General features: G+C 66.0%; 18 protein-coding genes. 13 read left to right on the top strand and 5 right to left on the bottom strand.

Annotated features, from left to right (window positions below):
- Position 1: 1 nt before the first annotated feature.
- Positions 2-1,618, bottom strand: a complete 1,617-nt coding sequence (locus PEP31012_RS04680) for an EscC/YscC/HrcC family type III secretion system outer membrane ring protein (RefSeq protein WP_150588194.1) — start codon at positions 1,616-1,618, stop codon at positions 2-4.
- A 2-nt stretch (positions 1,619-1,620) separates the two neighbouring features.
- Positions 1,621-2,163 (bottom strand): hypothetical protein, encoded by a 543-nt coding sequence (locus tag PEP31012_RS04675; RefSeq protein ID WP_150588193.1) that lies wholly within the window; start codon positions 2,161-2,163, stop codon positions 1,621-1,623.
- A 315-nt stretch (positions 2,164-2,478) separates the two neighbouring features.
- Here PEP31012_RS04675 and PEP31012_RS04670 point away from each other — a divergent pair, with 315 nt between their 5' ends.
- The 12 genes from PEP31012_RS04670 to PEP31012_RS23810 all read left to right on the top strand — a co-directional run bounded on the left by PEP31012_RS04670 (position 2,479) and on the right by PEP31012_RS23810 (position 13,900).
- Positions 2,479-3,138 carry a two component system response regulator gene (locus tag PEP31012_RS04670; RefSeq protein WP_150588192.1) on the top strand — a complete coding sequence of 220 codons (660 nt, stop codon included), beginning with the start codon at positions 2,479-2,481 and terminating at the stop codon, positions 3,136-3,138.
- A gap of 156 nt (positions 3,139-3,294) precedes the next feature.
- Positions 3,295-3,684 (top strand): hypothetical protein, encoded by a 390-nt coding sequence (locus PEP31012_RS04665; protein ID WP_150588191.1) that lies wholly within the window; start codon positions 3,295-3,297, stop codon positions 3,682-3,684.
- Positions 3,681-5,756, top strand: a complete 2,076-nt coding sequence (gene sctV / locus PEP31012_RS04660; protein WP_150588190.1) for a type III secretion system export apparatus subunit SctV — start codon at positions 3,681-3,683, stop codon at positions 5,754-5,756. Before PEP31012_RS04665 ends, sctV begins: the two co-directional genes overlap by 4 nt.
- A 1-nt stretch (position 5,757) precedes the next feature.
- Entirely contained in the window at positions 5,758-7,176 is a 1,419-nt protein-coding gene (locus tag PEP31012_RS04655) for a FliI/YscN family ATPase (protein ID WP_150588189.1), read from the top strand.
- Positions 7,152-7,562 carry a hypothetical protein gene (locus tag PEP31012_RS04650; RefSeq protein ID WP_150588188.1) on the top strand — a complete coding sequence of 137 codons (411 nt, stop codon included), beginning with the start codon at positions 7,152-7,154 and terminating at the stop codon, positions 7,560-7,562. Before PEP31012_RS04655 ends, PEP31012_RS04650 begins: the two co-directional genes overlap by 25 nt.
- Before the next feature lie 130 nt (positions 7,563-7,692).
- Positions 7,693-8,139, top strand: coding sequence for a hypothetical protein (locus tag PEP31012_RS04645; protein WP_150588187.1), 447 nt, complete (start codon positions 7,693-7,695; stop codon positions 8,137-8,139).
- Positions 8,129-9,499, top strand: coding sequence for a hypothetical protein (locus PEP31012_RS23585; RefSeq protein WP_174978119.1), 1,371 nt, complete (start codon positions 8,129-8,131; stop codon positions 9,497-9,499). The genes PEP31012_RS04645 and PEP31012_RS23585 overlap by 11 nt, the downstream gene beginning before the upstream one ends.
- A gap of 213 nt (positions 9,500-9,712) precedes the next feature.
- Complete coding sequence (gene sctR / locus PEP31012_RS04630) at positions 9,713-10,363, top strand: type III secretion system export apparatus subunit SctR (RefSeq protein ID WP_150588185.1); 651 nt, start codon at positions 9,713-9,715, stop codon at positions 10,361-10,363.
- Positions 10,364-10,382: 19 nt separating this feature from the next.
- Positions 10,383-10,649: a type III secretion system export apparatus subunit SctS gene (gene sctS, locus PEP31012_RS04625; protein ID WP_150588184.1), complete on the top strand. Its 267-nt coding sequence runs from the start codon at positions 10,383-10,385 to the stop codon at positions 10,647-10,649.
- A gap of 5 nt (positions 10,650-10,654) precedes the next feature.
- Complete coding sequence (sctT, locus tag PEP31012_RS04620) at positions 10,655-11,497, top strand: type III secretion system export apparatus subunit SctT (RefSeq protein WP_150588183.1); 843 nt, start codon at positions 10,655-10,657, stop codon at positions 11,495-11,497.
- 7 nt (positions 11,498-11,504) lie between these two features.
- On the top strand, positions 11,505-12,656 hold the full coding sequence (locus PEP31012_RS04615) for an EscU/YscU/HrcU family type III secretion system export apparatus switch protein (protein ID WP_150588182.1): 1,152 nt from the start codon (positions 11,505-11,507) through the stop codon (positions 12,654-12,656).
- Positions 12,653-13,900 (top strand): lytic transglycosylase domain-containing protein, encoded by a 1,248-nt coding sequence (locus PEP31012_RS23810; RefSeq protein WP_246171150.1) that lies wholly within the window; start codon positions 12,653-12,655, stop codon positions 13,898-13,900. Before PEP31012_RS04615 ends, PEP31012_RS23810 begins: the two co-directional genes overlap by 4 nt.
- Before the next feature lie 177 nt (positions 13,901-14,077).
- Here PEP31012_RS23810 and PEP31012_RS04605 read toward each other — a convergent pair whose 3' ends face one another.
- Positions 14,078-14,689 (bottom strand): glutathione S-transferase family protein, encoded by a 612-nt coding sequence (locus PEP31012_RS04605; RefSeq protein ID WP_150588181.1) that lies wholly within the window; start codon positions 14,687-14,689, stop codon positions 14,078-14,080.
- Between the two features lie 223 nt (positions 14,690-14,912).
- Here PEP31012_RS04605 and purB point away from each other — a divergent pair, with 223 nt between their 5' ends.
- On the top strand, positions 14,913-16,286 hold the full coding sequence (purB, locus tag PEP31012_RS04600; RefSeq protein ID WP_150588180.1) for an adenylosuccinate lyase: 1,374 nt from the start codon (positions 14,913-14,915) through the stop codon (positions 16,284-16,286).
- Between the two features lie 254 nt (positions 16,287-16,540).
- Here the strand turns inward: purB and secF are convergent, their stop codons facing one another.
- Both secF and secD read right to left on the bottom strand, forming a co-directional pair.
- Positions 16,541-17,518 carry a protein translocase subunit SecF gene (gene secF, locus PEP31012_RS04595; RefSeq protein WP_130025002.1) on the bottom strand — a complete coding sequence of 326 codons (978 nt, stop codon included), beginning with the start codon at positions 17,516-17,518 and terminating at the stop codon, positions 16,541-16,543.
- Positions 17,519-17,542: 24 nt separating this feature from the next.
- Positions 17,543-19,435: a protein translocase subunit SecD gene (gene secD / locus PEP31012_RS04590; RefSeq protein WP_150588179.1), complete on the bottom strand. Its 1,893-nt coding sequence runs from the start codon at positions 19,433-19,435 to the stop codon at positions 17,543-17,545.
- Positions 19,436-19,541: the final 106 nt, after the last annotated feature.

Here is a 19,541-nt window from a genome sequence, read left to right as displayed (position 1 = left end):
CTCATGCGCTCGGCAGGTCGGCCGCGGGCTCGGCCTTGATCAGAAACAGGCGCATGACGCTGTCGCTCCGGTTGCTCGTCGAACTGAACAGCCGACCGATAAGCGGCAGATCCCCGAGCAGCGGAATCTTGCGCTCCTGCTCGTGCTGCGCGTCCTGCACGAAGCCGCCCAGCAGCAGGCTCTGCCCGGCTTGCAGCGTGGCGTGTGTGGCAATCGAGGAGTTGCGGATGGTCGGCACCTCGTTGCGGCTGTTGCGCTCGCTGCGTACCTCGCCGCCGTCTTCGATATTGAGGGTGAGCATCACCTGCTCGCGAGCGTCGCTGCCCCCTTCCTGGGGGACGAGTCGCGGTGTGACGCGCAGCAGCGATCCCGACGTCACGCTCTCCAGTTTGGCGACCTTCTCGCCGGAGACCTTGGTGTAGAACGTCACGCTGCGATCGAGCACAGCCTGCATGTTGTCGAGCGTGACGATGGACGGCCGGGACAGCACGCGGGCCTTGGAGTTACGCTCGAGCGCACTCAGGTTGAGCATGAACTTGTTGGTGTCGCCGACCAGTGTCGTGAACGTGCCGGTGTCTCCGCTTTGCGTCTGCGAGTTCAGTGACACGGCGCCGAAGCCGCCCAGACGCGCACTGCCGGAGAAGTCGACGCCAAGCTCGGCGATATCGCTGGCATTGACGTCGATGATCGCCACCGAAATGTCGACCAGACGGGGCCGGATGTCGAGCTGCGCGATCAAGTCGCCATAGATCGGCAGATTGCGTCGACGCTCGCGCACGATGACCGCATTGCGACGGGGATCGGCCGAGAAGCGTGGCGTGCCGCTTCCCGCACCAGTTCCCGTGCTGGTCGCCAGCGAGCGGGTGGCATCGATGCCGGCGCCGGCTGACGTGCCCGCCGTGGCACCGAGCGGCCCGGCGCCGAGAATCAAATCCTTCAGTACGCTGACAACGCCCGGCACAACGACTTCCTGCCCGCGATAAAAGTACCTCGTGTCGTCCGCTGTCGCGAATTTCAGGGGAAATATCTTGATGGTCTCTTCGCTCTCCTGCTGATCGCGAGCGTCGCGTTCGAGGTAGTCGGCGAGCATGACGACGGTCTCGATGCAGGCGGGCACGCCCGCGATCTCGAGCGCATGCGTGGTCGGAATCGCCCGTGCCACGCAGTGCCGCGGGTGCAACACACCGGCGTCGCGCAGGTGCCCGAGCAGGTCGCCGGGCGAGGCGTAGCGCACGGACATGATGCGCCGCGTTGCCTCGCTGGATTTGTAGACGTTCAGTGTCTGGCCGTTGAAGTACCACGAAAGCCGATAACGTTCCGATAGTGCGTCGAGGGTCGCCTGAGCGGTGCCCGCAGGTAGCGTGCCGACGAAGCGATCGTCGACGAGTGGACTGACGACGGTCGGAATGCTGTGGTGCGCGCCGAAGTCGCGCAACAACTCCGCAAGGGGCGTGCCGGCGCTCTGAAAAACGAAGGGGCCGCCGCGCCACACGGGCGCCACGGGCGACGCCAGCGGCGCGCGTTCGGCCAGGGGTGCGGCAGACGGCGCGACGACAGGTGTGGCGCACAGACACCCGGCAAGCAGGGCGGTGGCGCGCGGCGTGAAGAGCGACCGCATGGTCAGCCGCGGCGCAGTGCTTGAAGACGGCGGCTGACGTCTGCCGGCCCGGCAGGATGACCGGCCGTGTGGGACCGATCAGACGCGGGCGCGGCGGCATGGAGGCCTTGCGACGTCACCATCGTGCAGGCCAGCAGTTGGCGGCGAAGTTGCGCTTCCACGCACGCCGTCGGCTCGCTGGCGTCGAAGCGGTGAACCCACCAGAGGGTCTCGTTCGCCAGGCACAGGTTGTCGTCGCGCAACGCGGGCTGACCGGCCAGCACCAGCGATAGCCGCGTGATCCAGCGGGCGAGTGCCGGATCGTCGCCGAGCGCGGCAATCAGCGAGGAGGCGCGCGAGGTGGAGAACGAAGTGAAGCGCGATGGCACATGCGCGTGTGTCTGGCGATGCGCGGTCGGCAATGTCAGCGCCGTCGCGACGACATAGCCGCCGACGACCGGACACGTCCAGCCGCGCTGGCCGTCGAGATCCAGTGCAATGCGCGCGCCCTGTACGTCGCGCGGGGCAATCCAGTCGAGCGCGGCAAGCGCAAATGGCAAACGCATAGGTATCTGAAGGAGGCAGTGCACGGGCACGGGGAACGAAGCGCATGCGGCATCGGCGGCACACGCCATCACGGGGTCGCCGTCGATCGACACGGCGGCACACAAGGTTTGTCATTATCAAGCGCTGTGATGCCGGCACAATCCGGCGCAGACCTGAAGTGACGCTTGGGCGGTGTGGTTCGGGTTGTTTTCCCACGTCGGGTGTCAGGCGAAGGCACAAGATTCGCGCAAGTGGCCCGAAGTCGATAAAGAGTGAACAAAAATCCGTATGAGTGCTTGCGTGAGTGCTTATGACCAACTGTCGAGGAGCTGGGAATGACGGGGTGTATCGGTGTCGTCGTTGTCGAAGATCACGAGTTGCTGGCCGACGGACTCTGCTTGCTGATCGAGCAAGATCTCGGGTGGCGCGTGCTGGCTCGGGTCGTCAACGGGCTCGACGTCTACCGGGCCTGCGTGGTGCATCGACCCGCCCTGATGATGCTGGATCTTGGCCTGCCCGGCATGGACGGCGTGGATGTGATACGCCAATGCGCCCAGCGCTGGCGGGATCTGCGCATCGTCGTCAACTCGGCCAGCGACGACAGCGAGCGGGCACGCCAGTCGCTGGAGGCCGGGGCAGCCGCGTACGTGCTCAAGAGCAGCCCGCGCACAACGTTGATCCACGCGTCGTACCAGGTCATCCGCGGCGAGCGTTTCGTCGATCCGGCCGTGTTCGGCGGTATGCACGATCCGGGGGGCGCGCGGCATGTGCCCCGCCCATGCGCGGTCGAGATGCCCGAGCGGCTGCTGACGCTGCGTGAGCGCCAGGTGCTCAAACTGGTCGCGGAAGGACAACGCAACCGCGACATCGCACAACTGTTGTCGATCAGTGTGAAGACGGTCGAGACCCACCGGCTGAACATGATGCGCAAGCTCGATGCGCACAACGTGGCCGACATTGTGAACTGGGCGCATCGCCTGCGCATGATGCTGTGACGATGGCGGCGCCTCGCCGGCACATCCGCCGTGAAATTCAGGTCTGCGCCGGATAGCCGCCGCGGCCGTGAATGCGCGACGATGCCCGCTGCCGCTTCCCGAACGCCCTCCGCGCCTCGCGTGCTTGGCGCGCACGTTCCCAACGCAAGATCGCCGATGGACACCCAGACCCAACGCAAGCTCGAGCAGCTCTTCGAATTGCTGGCGCTGCCGCCGCAGCGCGTCGCCGATCGCATGCGATTGGCGCTCGCGCCCTGCGTCCTGATGATCGAGGTCGATGCGCAGGGCGTCACGCTGGTGTTGACGCTGATGGATCGCGTCGCCCGCGCGCAGCAGTGTTTGCCCATGATGTTGCAGGCCTGCGCGCCGGAGTGGAGTCTCGGCATTCCCGTGCGCGCGTGTGTGGCGCAGGGGCGGCCGATGCTGATCGCCACGCCGCCGGCGAGCGGCCATTCACAGGCGGTCGATTGGTTGGCTTGCCTCGCCCGCATGCGTCGCCTGCTGGAAAGGATCGATGCACAGCAAACGCGGGAGGTCCGCCCGTGACGCGACTCCTGCCCTGGCTTCGCGCCGCTGCCGGCCGGCAAGACATCGTGTTGGCCGCACTGCTGCTCATCACGGTGCTGATGATCATCATCCCGATGCCGCCGTCGGTGATGGATCTGCTCATCGCGCTCAATCTCGGCGTGTCGCTGCTGCTGCTGATGGTGGCGCTCTACATCAATGAGCCTCTCGATTTCTCGGCATTCCCATCCGTGCTGCTGATGACCACGCTGTTCCGGTTGGGACTCACGATCAGCACCAGCCGCCTGATTTTGCTGCGCGCCGACGCGGGCGACATCGTCTACACGTTCGGCGACTTTGCGGCGGGCGGGAACATTGTCGTCGGCATGATCGTGTTTCTGATCATCACCGTTGTCAACTTCATCGTCATCACGAAGGGCTCGGAGCGCGTGGCCGAAGTCGGCGCCCGGTTCTCGCTCGACGGCATGCCGGGCAAGCAGATGAGCATCGACGGCGATTTGCGCGCGGGCACCATCGACGCGGCCGAGGCCAAGCGCCTGCGCCGCATCGTACAGAAGGAAAGTCGGTTCTACGGGGCGATGGACGGGGCGATGAAGTTCGTCAAGGGCGATGCCATCGCCGGCCTCGTCATCATCGTGGTGAACTTGTTGGGAGGCATCGGGGTGGGCGTCTTCATGCGCGGCATGAGCGCGGGCGATGCCGCGGCGATCTACGCGATTCTCTCCATTGGCGACGGACTGGTGTCGCAAATTCCCGCGCTGCTCATTTCCGTGACGGCGGGCATCATCGTCACACGGGTGCCTGGCGAACAGCGACGCAATCTGGCACGCGAACTCACCGATCAACTCGCCGCTCAGCCGCGCTCGCTGACCTTGGCCGCTGTGGTGCTCGTGCTCTTCGGCCTGATTCCCGGCTTCCCGATGCATTACTTCCTGCTGCTCGCAGCGCTGGCAGGGGTCGCCGCGTGGTGGGTGGGGCGCGCCGCACGCGAGGGCAACGCGGACAAGGACGGCGCAAAGGGCGAGGCCGGCGGCGCGAAGGCGAAACCGGGACGCCCGGGCGCACAGCCACTGCAGGCGCGCGTGGGTGCCGCGCTGGCCGAGGCGGGGGGCGGCACCGCGGCGCTGGCCACGCGCATCGATGCCTTGCGCGAACGGAAGTTCGAGCAGTTCGGCGTGCCGATGCCCGAGGTGCAGGTGGTCGTCGACACCGCCCTCGCTGGCGACGCGCTGGACATTCAGCTCTATCACGAGAGCGTGATGACGATCGATGTGGCCCCTGACGCCGCGTTGGCACACCCTGATGCGGCGCATCCGATTCCCGCCCTGCGTCGGCTCGATGCCGGCGCGCCGCGTGAGACGGCATTGCCGTTCGGCGGGCAGATCCTGTTCTGGCTGGACGACGCCCAACGCCAGGCGTGGCAGACGCAAGGCGGCACCGTGATCGAGGGCGCAGATCGCGTGGCGCACTGCGTGTCGCTGGTCATTGACGCGCATGCCGCCGATTTCCTCGGCGTTCAGGAGGCGCGTTTCCTGATGGATGCGATGGAGGATCGCTACGCCGAACTCGTCAAGGAACTGCAACGTCAATTGCCCATCAGCCGCACGGCCGAAGTCTTGCAGCGGCTGGTCGCCGAAGGGGTGTCGATCCGCGATCTGCGGCGCGTCTTCGAGGCCCTGATCGAATGGGCGCCGCGCGAGCGCGATCAGATCATGTTGACCGAGCACGTGCGGCTCAGCCTGCGGCGCCACATCACGCGACGCTTTCGCCGTGGCGCCGAGCACATCACGGGATGGAACGTGGGGCGCGGTATCGAAGATACGGTGCGCGCTGCCGTGCGGCAAACGGCGTCGGGCTCCTACGCCGATCTGAACCCCACGCAGACCGACGCGATTCTGAACGCCATCGACGCCGCCCTGGCCCCGCATGACGGCACGCCGGCGGTGCTGTTCACCGCGATGGACGTGCGCCGCTTTCTGCGCAAGCTCGTCGAGCGCGAGCGCGCCGATCTGGCGGTGTTGTCGTTCCAGGAAGTGGCCGACGAACCGCACGTGCGCGTGCTGGGCACCATCGACATGCAGGGAGCGTACTGAGATGCGTCGCCCGGACGCCGCCCGCATCGCCAACGGGCTTGGCCGAACGCTCGATGCCCGGCGCAAGGCGTGTGACGCGTGGCGTGCGACGTCGGGTGGCGAAGGGCGCTTTGGGCGCATCGACAAGATCACCCCCAACGCAATGCGCGCCCGCTTGCCGGGCGCGGCGCTCGGCGAGCAATGCCGCGTGGTCTCGCCGTCGCTGGACGCCGAGGTCATCGCGGTGGAAGGGCGGCACGTCTGGCTCGCGCCGTATGCCGAGCCGAACGGCGTAGCCAATGGTGCGCTGGTGCAGGCGCTGGGAACGTCCTCGCGCGTGGCCGTGGGCGATCACCTCATCGGCGAGGTGCTCGACGGGCTGGGGCGACCATTGGTTCCCGCAACCGCAACCGCAACCGCAACCGCAACCGCAACCGCAACCGCAACCGAAGCCGCGACGGCAACCGGTGAGGGGCCGATGTCCGGCGTTGCATGGCGGTCCCTGGACGGCGAGCCGCCGCCGGCCATGACGCGTGCGCTCGTGACCACGTGCCTGCCCATCGGCATTCGCGCTATCGACGGCATGCTCACCTGCGGGCGCGGCCAGCGCTTGGGCATCTTCGCCGCGGCGGGCGGCGGCAAGAGCACGCTGCTGGCAATGATGTGCCAGGGGGCGCAGGCCGATGTCATCGTCGTCGCCCTGATCGGCGAGCGCGGGCGCGAGGTGCGAGAGTTTCTCGAGACGGCCCTCACCCCCGAGGCACGCGCACGAACCGTGTGTGTCGTGGCGACGTCCGATCGTCCCGCCCTGGAACGGATGAAAGCGGCCTACACCGCGACGGCCATCGCCGAGGCGCTTCGCGACGACGGCAAGGACGTGTTGTTGCTCATGGACTCTCTGACGCGCTTCGGTCGCGCCGTGCGCGATATCGGGATGGCGGCGGGTGAGCCGCTTGGGGCGACGAGCGGCCTGCCGCCGAGTTTCTATGCGCGTCTGCCGCGGTTGCTGGAGCGCGCAGGGACCGGAGCGCGCGGCAGCATCACCGCGTTCTACACGGTGCTCGTCGAAGGCGACAACCTGGATGAGCCGCTGGCCGACGAGGTGCGCTCGATCGTCGACGGCCACATCGTGCTGTCGCGGCGTCTCGCGCAGGAAAATCACTATCCCGCCATCGACGTCGCGAAGAGCCTCTCGCGCGTGATGGCGGCGGTGACCGACGCGCCGCATGTTGACGCGGCAGCGCGCGTCAGACGCGCGATGGCGCTCGCGGCGGAGGTCGAGTTGCTGGTTCGCGTTGGCGAGTATCAGCCAGGCCACGATCCCGAGACCGATGACGCGCTGGCCCGCGCCCCGGACATCCGCGCCTTTCTTTGCCAGGCGCGGCATGACGTGGCGCCATTCGACGACACACGCGCATGGCTCGAACATCTGGCGAACTGAAAGCGGGCGAGCGCCTCGCCGCGCTGGCCGCTCTCGCTCGACGCCGCGAAGCCGGCCTGCGCGCCGCATTGGCCCGCATGACGGTCGCCGCGCGCGAGGCAGAGGCGGTGGTCACGGCGTGCGAGCAGGCGTGCGACGCGCAACGTCGCGTGTGGCAGGACGCGTTGTCGCGTGGTGGCGTCTACGGACGACGCGAAGCCGCCGGCGCACCGAGTGCGGTGGAAGCACTACGCGCGGCGCTGGGCGAGGCGCGCAACCGTCACAGCGCCGCGCTCGCGCATGCGCAGCTCGCCGACGCCGAAGTGCGCCAGCAGCGCGAGCGCCTACAGGCGAATGCACGCAAGCAGGAGAAGTTGCGGGAGTTGCTGACGCTTTACCGTCGGTGAATGCGCTGCAGGGCGCGAGCGACGCCCGGCGTCATTGCCCGTCGCCAGGGGAATCAAGGGAATCAAGGGGATTGCGCGCCCATGTCGAACGAAACGCGCTCATCACGTTTGCCATCAAGAGGACTTCACGATGCGTACCCTTCACCGAAGTGGCCTGTCGGCCGATGCGTTCGTCAGCGCGGGCGACCGATCGTCCTCGCCTCGACGTGATACCACGACGCCCGGCGTTCGTCGAAGCGACAACCGTCGCGAACGGACATTCAGCCTGGCGTGCGAGCCTGCTGCGTGCGTGTCCGGTCCCGCCGATGTGCTGCGCTGGCTGCGCGTCTGGCACGCGCGTCAGGAGGCCAACTGGGACGGCGGCAGTTCGTTGCGTGTCTTGGTGCATGGCGGCGCGCTCGATACGTTGGTCGTCGAAGCGCGGCGGGGACGGCAGGGCGTCACGGTGAGTTTGCTATGTGTGCAGCTCACGATGTACCGTCGCTTGCTCGCGCATCGCGGCCGGCTCGAGCGCGCGCTGACGTCGCGGCTGAAGTTGCCCGTCATGATCGAAGTCGAGGCGCGCTATGCGCCTTGAGCCAGACGTCGAGGTCACACCACGGCCGGGGCCGCTGGACGACGCGCTCGCGGGCGTTGCCTGCGTGGCGTTTGTCGAAGGCGATACCCAAGTCTGCGTCGGCTGGCTTCGTTCGGGCGGGGAGGGGCTCATGGTGACGGCGCGTGTCGACGACGGTGTCGTCGGCGAGACGCGCTTCTGGTGCGACGCACAGCAGTGGTGCGACTGGCTCGCGCCGAGCTTGCCGGTACCGTCGTGGGACGCGTTGCCGCCTGCGTGGCAGGCGAGTGCGGCATCGCTCACGCTGGCGGTGAGCGAGGAGCGTACGGACACGTTGTCCGATACTGCGGGCGGCGCGCGGGGTGAGGGACGTGCTGGACGTGCTGCAAGTGAGGAAAGTGAGGAAAGTGAGGAAAGTGAGGAAAGTGAGGAAAGTGAGGGAAGTGAGGGAAGTGAGGGAAGTGAGGGAGGTGAGGGCACTGTCTGGGGGGTGGGAGATGCCGGAAATGCGGGAAATGCGGGCGACACGGAGCGCGCGGGCAACGGCGCATACGTGACCGATGCCACGGACGCCGCCTCCGACACCGCGTCATGGCCGCGCGCGACAGCCGTCGCGCCTGCACAGGTGGACACGGCGTGGCGCGTGGGCATGGTGTTGCGGCGAGACGGGCGGCGGTTGGTGTTGATGTACGTCGATGGCGCAACGTCGTGGTTGCGAGAGCGCTGCCGACGGGCGACGCCCCGCGACACCGCGCTCGATCCGTCGGGATTGCCGGCGCGTCGATGTGCGCTGGTGGCTGGATGGGCGACACTGCCCCGCGCGCAATGCGAGCGGCTCCAGGTGGGAGATGCCGTGCTCCTCGACGTGGCGGCCGACATCGCGAGTGGTGAGTACTGGCTGGTGGACGGTGACCGCGCCATCGCCATGCGCGGTGGATCGCCGCTGGATCATCGCGTCGTTCACCTCGATGGCACTGACGCCGACCCTTCCGGCGACACCGTGTCGACAGGCGCTGCATCGCACCCCGAAGCCGTCATCGTGCGGTTGGCTGCCCTTGTCGCCGAGAGGCAATTTCCCATTCCGTGGCTGACCGCCTGGCGTTCAGGCAACGATGCGGTTTCCCAAAGCGAGGCCACCGCCTGCGCGCTGCCTGCCGATCGAATCACGCTCCAGCGCGACGATGCCCCGTGGGCCACCGGACGCTTGCTGCGTTTCGAAGACGGGGGACTCGCGGTGTGCATCGACGGCATGATCGGCGCGCCCACCGCCGACGGCGCGATCGACGCCGCGCCACCCGAACACGGCATGCCCATTTGCGACGATTTTCCCAGCGATATTTCGGGTCGTGACCGGATGGGCGTGCATTCGGAGACGACCTAACATCCTTCGACGGAAGGTTGTGGCGTGCGCGCGTCGCTTGCGTTGCGCAACGCCGACCGGGTGCGCGGTGAACCCTTCCGGCGACATCATTCGTCGGCGTTCGTCGGCATTTGGTTTGCGTTTGGCGCAGGGTGCGTCGCCCGTCCCCGTTCTGCCTTGTCAGCGCTGACCGAAGACCTAGCCCGGCAGTCAACGACGCTCATTGGAGTTTGCATGTCCCTGCTCGACCACCCGGTGCAGCTCATCGTCCTGCTGTCGCTGCTCTCGATCATGCCATTGCTGGTGGTGCTGGGGACTGCATTTCTGAAGCTGGCGGTCGTGTTTGCCTTGTTGCGCAATGCGCTCGGCACGCAGCAGATCCCACCCAATATTGCCATTTACGGCCTGTCGCTCGTGCTCACGTGTTTCATCATGGCCCCGGTAGCCTTCGACATCGAGGCCAATCTCGAGGCGCGTCCCGTGTCGCTGTCGTCCAAGGATTTCGTGGCCGATGTCGATGCGAGCATCCTGTCGCCCTACCGCGCGTTTCTCACCCGTCACACCGATGCGAGACAACGCGACTTCTTCGCGAGCGTTGGCCGCGAGACGTGGCCGCAGGCGCATCGCGACCGACTGGGAAGCGATTCCCTGCTCGTGCTGATGCCGGCATTCGCGCTGAGCCAATTGGCCGAAGCCTTCAAGATCGGGCTGCTGCTGTACCTGCCGTTCGTCGTGATCGATCTGGTGATCTCGAACATCCTGCTGGCGATGGGCATGATGATGGTCTCGCCCATGACCATTGCGCTGCCGTTCAAGCTGCTGATCTTCGTGATGATGAACGGTTGGGAGCAGTTGGTGCGTCAGCTGATGCTCTCCTACGCATGACGGATCACGGAGCGCGTCCATGAGCGAAGCCATCGTCGTCAATCTCACGAGCGAGATGCTTTGGCTCACGCTGCTGATGTCGCTGCCCACCGTGGCGGTGGCGGCGGCGGTCGGCGTGCTGGTCTCGCTGGTCCAGGCGCTCACGCAGGTGCAGGACCAGACCGTGCAGTTCCTTATCAAACTCATCGCGGTGTCGGTCACGCTGGCCGCCACCTACGCGTGGATGGGTCACGTGCTGCTGCATTACGCGGGTAACGCGTTCGAGCAGATCAGCCGGATGCGGTGAGTGCCATGACGTCCTCCCTCGTGCCGGGCATGGCGCCTGGCGTCGACACCTTGCTTTCGCCGTTGTGGGCCGACCTGTACGGCTGGTTGGTGGCGTGGGGCGTGGCGATGCTCCGCCCGCTGGGCATCGCGATGCTGCTGCCCGTGTTCTCCGTGGGCATGCTTGGCGCCGGCATGCTGCGCAATGCGCTGGTGCTGGCGCTTGCGTTGCCGGTCGTGTCGCTCGTGCATGCGAGCCCGGACATGCCGTCGCACTGGGGCGCGTGGGGCATGATGATTTTGCGCGAGCTGTGCATTGGCGGCCTGTTGGGATTTGCCGCAGCGCTGCCTTTCTGGGCCGTCGATATGGCGGGGTACGTGATCGACACGATGCGCGGCGCGTCCATGGCGAGTGTGCTCAATCCGCTGATGGGGGCGCAGTCGTCGGTGTTCGGCATTGCGCTTACCCAAATGCTTTGTGTGTTGTTCTTTGTCACCCCGGCGGCGCAGGCATTACTCACCGCGCTCTATGACTCCTACGCCGCACTGCCGGTCGGCCAGCCGTGGCAATGGCATGACGACAGCGTTGCCTGGCTGCTCGCGCTCTGGCAGGCGATGCAGGTGATGTGCGTGGCGGTGGCGTTGCCTGCGATGGTCGTGATGGTGCTCGTCGATATGTCGATGGGCTTTATCAACCGCGCCGCGCAGCAGCTCAACGTGTTCTTTCTTGCCATGCCCGTGAAAAGCGCGATGGCGCTGCTGGTGACGGTGGCCAGCCTGCCGTTCGCCATCGCCGTGCCGCTGCAGAGCTGGTATCGCCTGCCCGACGTGTTTCGCGCCTGGGCCGCGTTGGCGCTGCCCGCGTCGTGAGGTCGACATGAGCGAAAAGAGCCAGCCGCCTACCCCCAAGAAAATCGAGGACGAGCGCAAGAAGGGGCGCGTCGCGAAGAGTGCCGATCTTGCCGTGTGCATGCAGCTCGGTGTGGTGTTGGCGTGGCTGACCTTCGAAGGCCCGGCGCTGTACGACGCGTTGCAAGCCCTTGTATCGCGCATGCTGGGAGGGCTCAACGATCCGGTGGAAGATGCCGTGCACGGCATGCTCGGCCCATCGCTGCTGCTCTTCGTGCGTTTCGCCGGCGGACTCGCCGTGCTGTTGATCGTGACCACGTGGCTCGCGATGGTGCTGCAGGTGGGCATGCTCGTGGCGCCCGAGAGCGTTCGTCCCAAGTACGAGCGTATCGACCCCATCGCCAAGGCCAAGCAGTTGTTCTCGATGCAGTCGTTCTTCGAGTTCGGCAAGTCGCTCGTCAAGGTGGCGGTACTGGCCGTGGTCTTTTTCTATCTCATCCGACAGTACACGCCGTCGCTGGCCGCGCTGCCGCAGTGCGGGCCGTCGTGCGGCCTTGCTCTCACGGCCCGGTTGCTGTTTTGGCTGATGGCGGTGCTGGTCGTTGCCTATGTGGTGTTTGGCGGGCTCGACTTCGCTTATCAGAAGTATCAACTGCGCAAGCAATTGATGATGTCTCATGACGAGATCAAGCGGGAATCCAAGGAGGTCGAGGGCGACCGGGAGATCAAGAACAAGCGGCGCGACATTCACCGCGAGACGATCGAGAGCGGCAGTCTGTCCGACAACGTGAAGCGCTCGACGGCGGTGGTGCGCAACCCGACGCGACTGGCCATTTGCCTGCGCTATGTGCCCGGCGAGACGCCCGTGCCGCTCGTGATCGAGAAGGGTCGCAACGCGCGCGCGCGAACCATCGTGCGCCTCGCCGAGCGCGAAGGCGTGCCGGTGGTCGAGCATGTGCCGGTGGCGCGTCGGCTGATGGACGACGTCGAGATCGATGGCCCGATTCCCGCCGATCTGTTCGATGCGGTGGCCGCGATTCTGCGGCTCGCGCTCGACCTGCCGTATGAAGTGCAAGCGGCGAAAGCCACACTGGATGCCGATGGGATGCCGCAGGACGGTTGCATCGGACGCGACACGCAGGACGCGCCCACGTGCTCGACCTCGGGAGACGGCGCATGAGTGGGCGTTCGATTCGGAATTCTCGCTGGTGGAACGCTCGGCTCGCGGGCGGCGTACTGAGTGTGTTGAGCGTGCTGGGGCCGTCAATGTCGGCCTGGGCGATGGACGCGCGATTGCTGCCGCGTCACCCGCGAGTGGCTGAGGCACAGCTTGTGGTGCCCGTGCCGCGCGCCACGCCAGAGGCGTTGGCGCGACCCGCGCAAGCGCCAGTCGTGGCTAGCCCGCGCGACACGGCGGCACAGACGTCTATCGTCGCCAGCCCCCGCGACACGATGGCGCCAACGTCTGTCGTCGCCAGCCCCCGCGACACGGGGGCACCGACCTCCGTCATCGCCAGCCCTCGCGACACGGCGGCACTGACGTCTGCCGAGCCCGCGCTGCCTTTCGACTCGCTGGTACAACGCGCGGCGCAGGTGGCGTCGGTCGACGCCGCGCTGCTGCACGCCATTATCGATACCGAGTCGGGATATGACCCGCAGGCGGTCTCAGTGCGGGGCGCGATCGGGTTGATGCAGGTGCTGCCGCGCACCGGTGAGCGCTTCGGCGTAAGACGTCTCGAAGATCCCGCGGAAAATGTGCGAGCCGGGGCGTCCTACATCCGCTGGCTGCTGTCGCGCTTCGATGACGATCTGACGCTGGCCCTGGCGGCCTACAACGCGGGGGAGGGCGCCGTGCTGCGTTACGGGCGTCAGATCCCGCCGTTCCCGGAGACGCAGAATTACGTGCGCAAAGTGATGGCCGGGTACACGCGTCTGCGCGAGGCGAACTCAGCGCCTGTCGTGTCCGCACCGCCTATGCGGCCTGGCGAGAGCACGCCGCGCATCCGACCCGTGCCGTCCGGGCAGCCCACGCAGTCCGCACAGTCCACGGAACCCATGCAGTCCATGCAGACCGTTCGGACCGTTCAGACCGTTCAGACCGTTCAGACCGCGCGTCCCACACATTTCATGCAGCCCACACCGTCGACACAGCCCATGCAGCCCATGCAGCCAGCCACCGTGCTTGTCGACACGAACAACGACACCCGTTCGTCCGGCAGGACACGGCCGGCCTCGGAACGCGGCGATGGCGCCTCGGACGCGGCCGCGACGGCGCGCGCCTGGCGCTTGCTGCGAGGGGTAGGGGCGCTGCTCACGCGCAGCCCGTCGGCGGAAGCCGCCGGCGGCCACGGACGCGACCGGCCAGCGGTCGTCATGCCCGCGCGCGGGCAAGAGCGCAGCGCTGGCCCAGCGACCGGCGGATAGGGTGGACTACCTCGCGGAGACGATGTCGGCGATCGGCGGATAGGGTGGACTACCTCGCGGAGACGATGTCGGCGACCGGCGGATAGGGTGGACTACCGCGTGGGGACGGTGTCAGCGACCTGCGGATAGGGTGGACTACCTCGCGGGGGCGGTATCGGCGATCGGCGGACAGGTGGACTACAGGGTGGGGACGGTGTCGGCGACCGACGGGCGCGCGGACATGCGCTCGAAGTGGTCCGCAAGATTGGGGTGCGTGTCGCGCCAAGCGATCTCCGGATACCGGAAATCGAGATAGCCGAGCGCGCAGACCAAGGCCACGTCGGCCAGCGTCAGGCGGTTGCTCGCGCACCATTGGCGTTCGTCGAGTCCGCGTGCCATCGCCCGCAGCCCTTCGTCGATCTTGCTGCGCTGGCGGTCGATGAGCGCCTGCGAGCGCGAGGCCTCGTCGTGAAACATCGCTTCGACGCGAATCTGCACGGCGGCGTCCGTCAGGCCGTCGGCGAGCGCTTCCCAGCAGCGCACTTCGGCGCGTTCGCGGCCCGAGGGCGGAATGAGCTTGCCTACCGGGGAGAGCGTGTCGAGGTACTCGCAGATCACGCGCGAGTCGAACACGGCTTCGCCGTCTTCCATGACCAGACACGGCACTTTGCCCAGCGGGTTGGACTGCTGGATACGGGTGTCGTCTGCCCACACGTTCTCCAGCTCGAGTTTGTAGTCGAGCTTCTTCTCAGCCAGCACAATGCGGACTTTGCGAACGTAGGGACTGGCGAGGGCGCCGATCAACTTCATGTGAATCCTTGATAAATCGCGGTAGCGCGGGGGAGAGTATAACGTGCGCTCCGGGGTGTCGCGTGCGCGTGTTGCGAATGCCTCAGCACAGGGCGAGCGAGGCCGGAATTGCGACGACGTGGATCCGCGCCGGGATGGGCGAGGCCGAGAATGGTAAAATACTGGCCTTTCCGAGTTGGCGGCTCGCCGGCTCCCCCGATTTTCTTTTTCGGTGCCCAGTGCCATGTCCGACGAATTCTCCCCATTGACCGCGCTTTCCCCGCTCGACGGCCGTTATGCCAGCAAGACCGACGCCCTGCGTCCGTGGCTGTCCGAGGCGGCATTCATGCGCCACCGCGTGACGGTCGAAATCCATTGGCTGATCGCCCTGTCCAAGGCCGGTTTCGCGGAAATCGCGCCATTCTCGGCCGATGCGGAGACGTTCCTGCTGAACCTGGCCACCCAGTTCTCGAACGCCGATGCGCAGCGCATCAAGGACATCGAAAAGGTCACGAACCACGACGTGAAGGCCGTCGAGTACTGGCTCAAGGAGAAGGTGCAGGGCCAGGCGGAACTCGAGAAGGCGAGTGAATTCATCCACTTCGCCTGCACGTCGGAAGACATCAACAACACCTCGCACGGCCTGATGATCAAGGGTGCGCGCGACAAGGTCGTCGTGCCCGCGCTCGAATCGCTGGTCGCCAAACTCGGCGAACTGGCCCGCGAGCACGCCGCCCAGCCGATGCTCTCGCGCACGCACGGTCAGCCGGCGTCGCCGACCACGCTCGGCAAGGAACTGGCCAACGTCGCCGTGCGTCTGGCACGCGCGCTGGAGCGCGTTCGCCGTGTCGAACTGCTCGCCAAGATGAACGGCGCGGTCGGGAACTACAACGCTCACCTCTCGGCCTACCCGGACTACGACTGGGAAGCTTTCTCGAAGGCCGTGATCGAACAGCGCCTGGGCCTGACGTTCAACCCGTACACGATCCAGATCGAGCCGCACGACTACATGGCCGAGCTGTTCGACGCCGTCTCGCGCGCCAACACCATCCTGCTCGATCTGAACCGCGACATCTGGGGCTATATCTCGGTGGGCTACTTCAAGCAGAAGACGAAGGCCGGCGAAATCGGTTCGTCGACCATGCCGCACAAGGTCAACCCGATCGATTTCGAGAATTCGGAAGGCAACCTCGGTCTGGCCAACGCCGTGCTGCGCCACCTGGCCGACAAGCTGCCGGTCTCGCGCTGGCAGCGCGACCTGACCGACTCGACCGTGCTACGCAACATCGGCGTGGCGTTCGGCTACAGCCTGCTCGCGTACGATTCGTGCAAGCGCGGTCTGGACAAGCTCGAAGTCAACCCGCAGCGTCTGAACGAAGACCTCGACAACACGTGGGAAGTGCTGGCCGAGCCGGTGCAGACCGTGATGCGCCGCTTCGGCGTTCCCAACCCGTACGAGCAGCTCAAGGAGCTGACGCGCGGCAAGGGCATCACGCGTGAGGCGCTGCAGGACTTCATCAAGCAACTGGCCATTCCGGAAGACGCGAAGGCCCGTCTGCTGCAAATGACGCCCGCGAACTACGTCGGTATCGCCGAGTCGCTCGCCAAGCGCGTTTGACGACGGTTGAAGGCGTTTGAGGGCGTAGGGCCTCAAGCGCGCTTTCATCGCCTCAATGACACAACAAAACGGGCCGCTTCTGCGGCCCGTTTTGCATGGTGAGGGCCGCATCGATCGCGGCGGCGGGAGCTGCGGCCGTGGCAACGCGCTCTGCGATGACCAGGGCGACAGGAACACGGTGTTCGCACGACGCGCACGCGAAAAAAAACCGCCGGACATGCCGGCGGTCTTCCTGATGGAACGCGGTGAGCCCGTCAGACTCGCGCGCCGAAGTTCGGGTCGTTGCGATCGACGCCTTCCTCACCATCCTTGTTGCTGTGCTTGATGAGGTCTTCGCGCTTCACGCCGAGCCACATCGCGATGGCCGCAGCCACGAACACCGACGAGTAGATACCGAACAGAATACCCACGGTCAGGGCGAGGGCGAAGTAGTGCAGCGTCTGTCCGCCGAAGAAGAACATCGACAGCACCATCATTTCCGTGCTCGCGTGCGTGATGATCGTACGCGACATGGTCGTCGTGATGGCGTGGTCGATGACTTCACGCACCGTCGCCTTGCGCATCTTTCGGAAGGTCTCGCGAATCCGGTCGAAGATCACGACCGATTCGTTCACCGAGTAGCCGAGCACCGCCAGCACCCCCGCGAGCACGGCCAGCGAGAACTCCCACTGGAAGTAGGCGAAGAAGCCTAGAATGATCACCACGTCGTGCAGGTTGGCGATCACGCCGGCCACGGCGAACTTCCATTCGAAGCGGAACGACAGGTAGATGATGATGCCGATGACCACGAAGGTCAGCGCCAGCAGGCCATCCGTGAATAGCTCGTGGCCAATCTGCGGACCGACGAACTCCACGCGACGCAACTGCACGTCGGGGGCGTCGGCCTTCAGGGCGGACATCACGGCGTCGCTTTGCTGCGCGCTGGTGACCTGCTTGCCGTCAGAGCCGTTCTGAATCGGCAGGCGGATCATCACGTCGCGCGAGGTGCCGAAGCTCTGCACCTGCACGTCGCGATAGCCGAGCTTGCCGACTTCGCCTCGAATCTTCTCGAGATCGGCCGCCTGCGAGTAGGCCACTTCCATGACCGTACCGCCGGTGAACTCGATCGACATGTGCAGGCCCCGCGTGAGCAGGAAGAACACCGCCGCCACGAACGTGAGCGCCGAGATAATGTTGAAGATCAGGGCGTGCCGCATGAACGGCACGTCTTTCTTGATGCGGAAAAATTCCATGACTGTTTCCTCTCGCGCCTGCGGTTATTGCTCGCCTGCGTCGGGTGCGTTTTTCGCACCGTCCGGGCGCCAGACCTGACCGATCGCCAGCGTCTTGAGCTTGCGACGGCTGCCGTACCACAGGTTGACCAGACCGCGCGAGAAGAACACGGCCGAGAACATCGAGGTCAGAATACCCAGGCAGTGCACCACGGCAAATGCGCGCACCGGGCCCGAACCGAACGCCAGCAGCGCCAGACCGGCGATGAGCGTGGTCACGTTCGAGTCCAGAATCGTCGCCCAGGCATGCTCGAAGCCCAGCGAAATCGCCTTCTGTGCCGACGCACCGGCGCGCAGTTCTTCGCGAATGCGTTCGTTGATCAGCACGTTGGCGTCAATGGCCATACCGAGCGTGAGCGCGATCGCCGCAATCCCGGGCAGCGTGAGCGTGGCTTGCATCATCGAGAGCACGGCCACCAGCAGCAACAGGTTGAACAGCAGGGCGATCACCGAGAACACGCCGAACAGCATGTAGTACGCCATCATGAACAACGCGATGGCGATCAGGCCGTACATCACCGAGTCGACCCCCTTGTGTACGTTATCGGCACCCAGGCTCGGACCGATCGTGCGTTCTTCGATGATCTCCATCGGGGCGGCCAGCGAACCGGCGCGCAGCAGAAGTGCCAGGTCGTTGGCGCCCTGCGCCGAGCCCATGCCGGTGATCTGGAAGTTCTGGCCCAGTTCGCTGCGGATGTTCGCCACCGTCAGCACTTCGCCCTTGCCCTTTTCGAACAGCACGATGGCCATCGGCTTGCCGATGTTGTCGCGCGAGACGTCGCGCAGCACACGGCCGCCGGCGGCGTCGAGCTTGATGCTGACCGACGGTTGCTGGTGATCGTCGAAGCCCGCGGACGCGCTGGTGATGCGATCGCCGCTGAAGATCACCTGACGCTTGAGCATCACCGGCGCGCCGTTGCCGTGCAGGAACAATTCGTCCTGCGGCGGCACCGGTGTGTCGGCCGTGATGAGGCGGGGGGCGTCCGGATCGACCAGACGCGCTTCGAGCGTTGCCGTGCGGCCGATGATGTCCTTCGCCTTGGCGGTGTCCTGCACGCCGGGCAACTGCACGACGATGCGGTCCGGGCCTTCCTGCTGAATCACCGGCTCGGCCACACCGAGTTCGTTCACCCGGTTATGCAGCGTGACGATGTTCTGCTTGACGGCGTTGTCCTGTACCGCACGACGGGCGGCTTCCGTGAAGGCGCCCACGACCTTGAACGTTCCGTTCGGGCCGGCTTGCGTGGTGTAGGACAGATCGGGCAGGCCGTCGGTCAGGGCACCGCGGGCGCGCTCGGCGTCGTTCTGGTCGCTGAAGACGGCTTCGATGCCAGTGTCCGTGCGCGTCACGCCGCTGTGGCGGATGTTCTTGTCGCGCAGCAGCGTGCGGGCATCGGCGGCGCTCGCGTCCAGGCGCTTGGTGATGGCGCCGGCCATGTCGACTTGCAGCAGGAAGTGCACCCCGCCACGCAGGTCGAGACCGAGATACATCGGCAGCGCGTGGATTCGGGTGAGCCATTCCGGCGAGGCCGAGAGCAGGTTGAGCGCGACGACGTAGGTCGGGTCCGTCGGGTCGCTGTTCAGCGCCGTCTGGAGCATGTCCTTGGCGCGCAATTGCGTATCGGTGTCGGCGAAGCGAATGCGCACGCTCGGGTTGTTGCCCGTGCTGTCGAACACGGCGCCTTGGTAGGCGATGTTCTGCGCCTTGAGCGCGTCTTCGGCGCGCGCGAGCGTCGAGGCATCGACCTTGACGGTCGCCTTGACGCTGGAAATCTGTACTGCCGGTGTTTCACCGAACAGGTTGGGCAGCGTATAGAACACCCCGATGGCAAGCGCCACCAGAATGAGGATGTACTTCCAGAGAGGATAGCGATTCATAGCAGCGGGCTAGGGTGATGCCATGTGGCAAACCGTGCTTCAGACCGGCTGTGCATGGCAACGAGGGTCGCCACGACCGGCGTCGCCATGCACAGCGGCCGCCGGT

Origin of the sequence: Pandoraea eparura (genome assembly GCF_902459725.1) — a bacterium.
Taxonomy (GTDB): Bacteria; Pseudomonadota; Gammaproteobacteria; order Burkholderiales; family Burkholderiaceae; genus Pandoraea; species Pandoraea eparura.
Note: the sequence above shows the minus strand (reverse complement) of the source record. Positions and strands in the feature narration are given on the sequence as shown.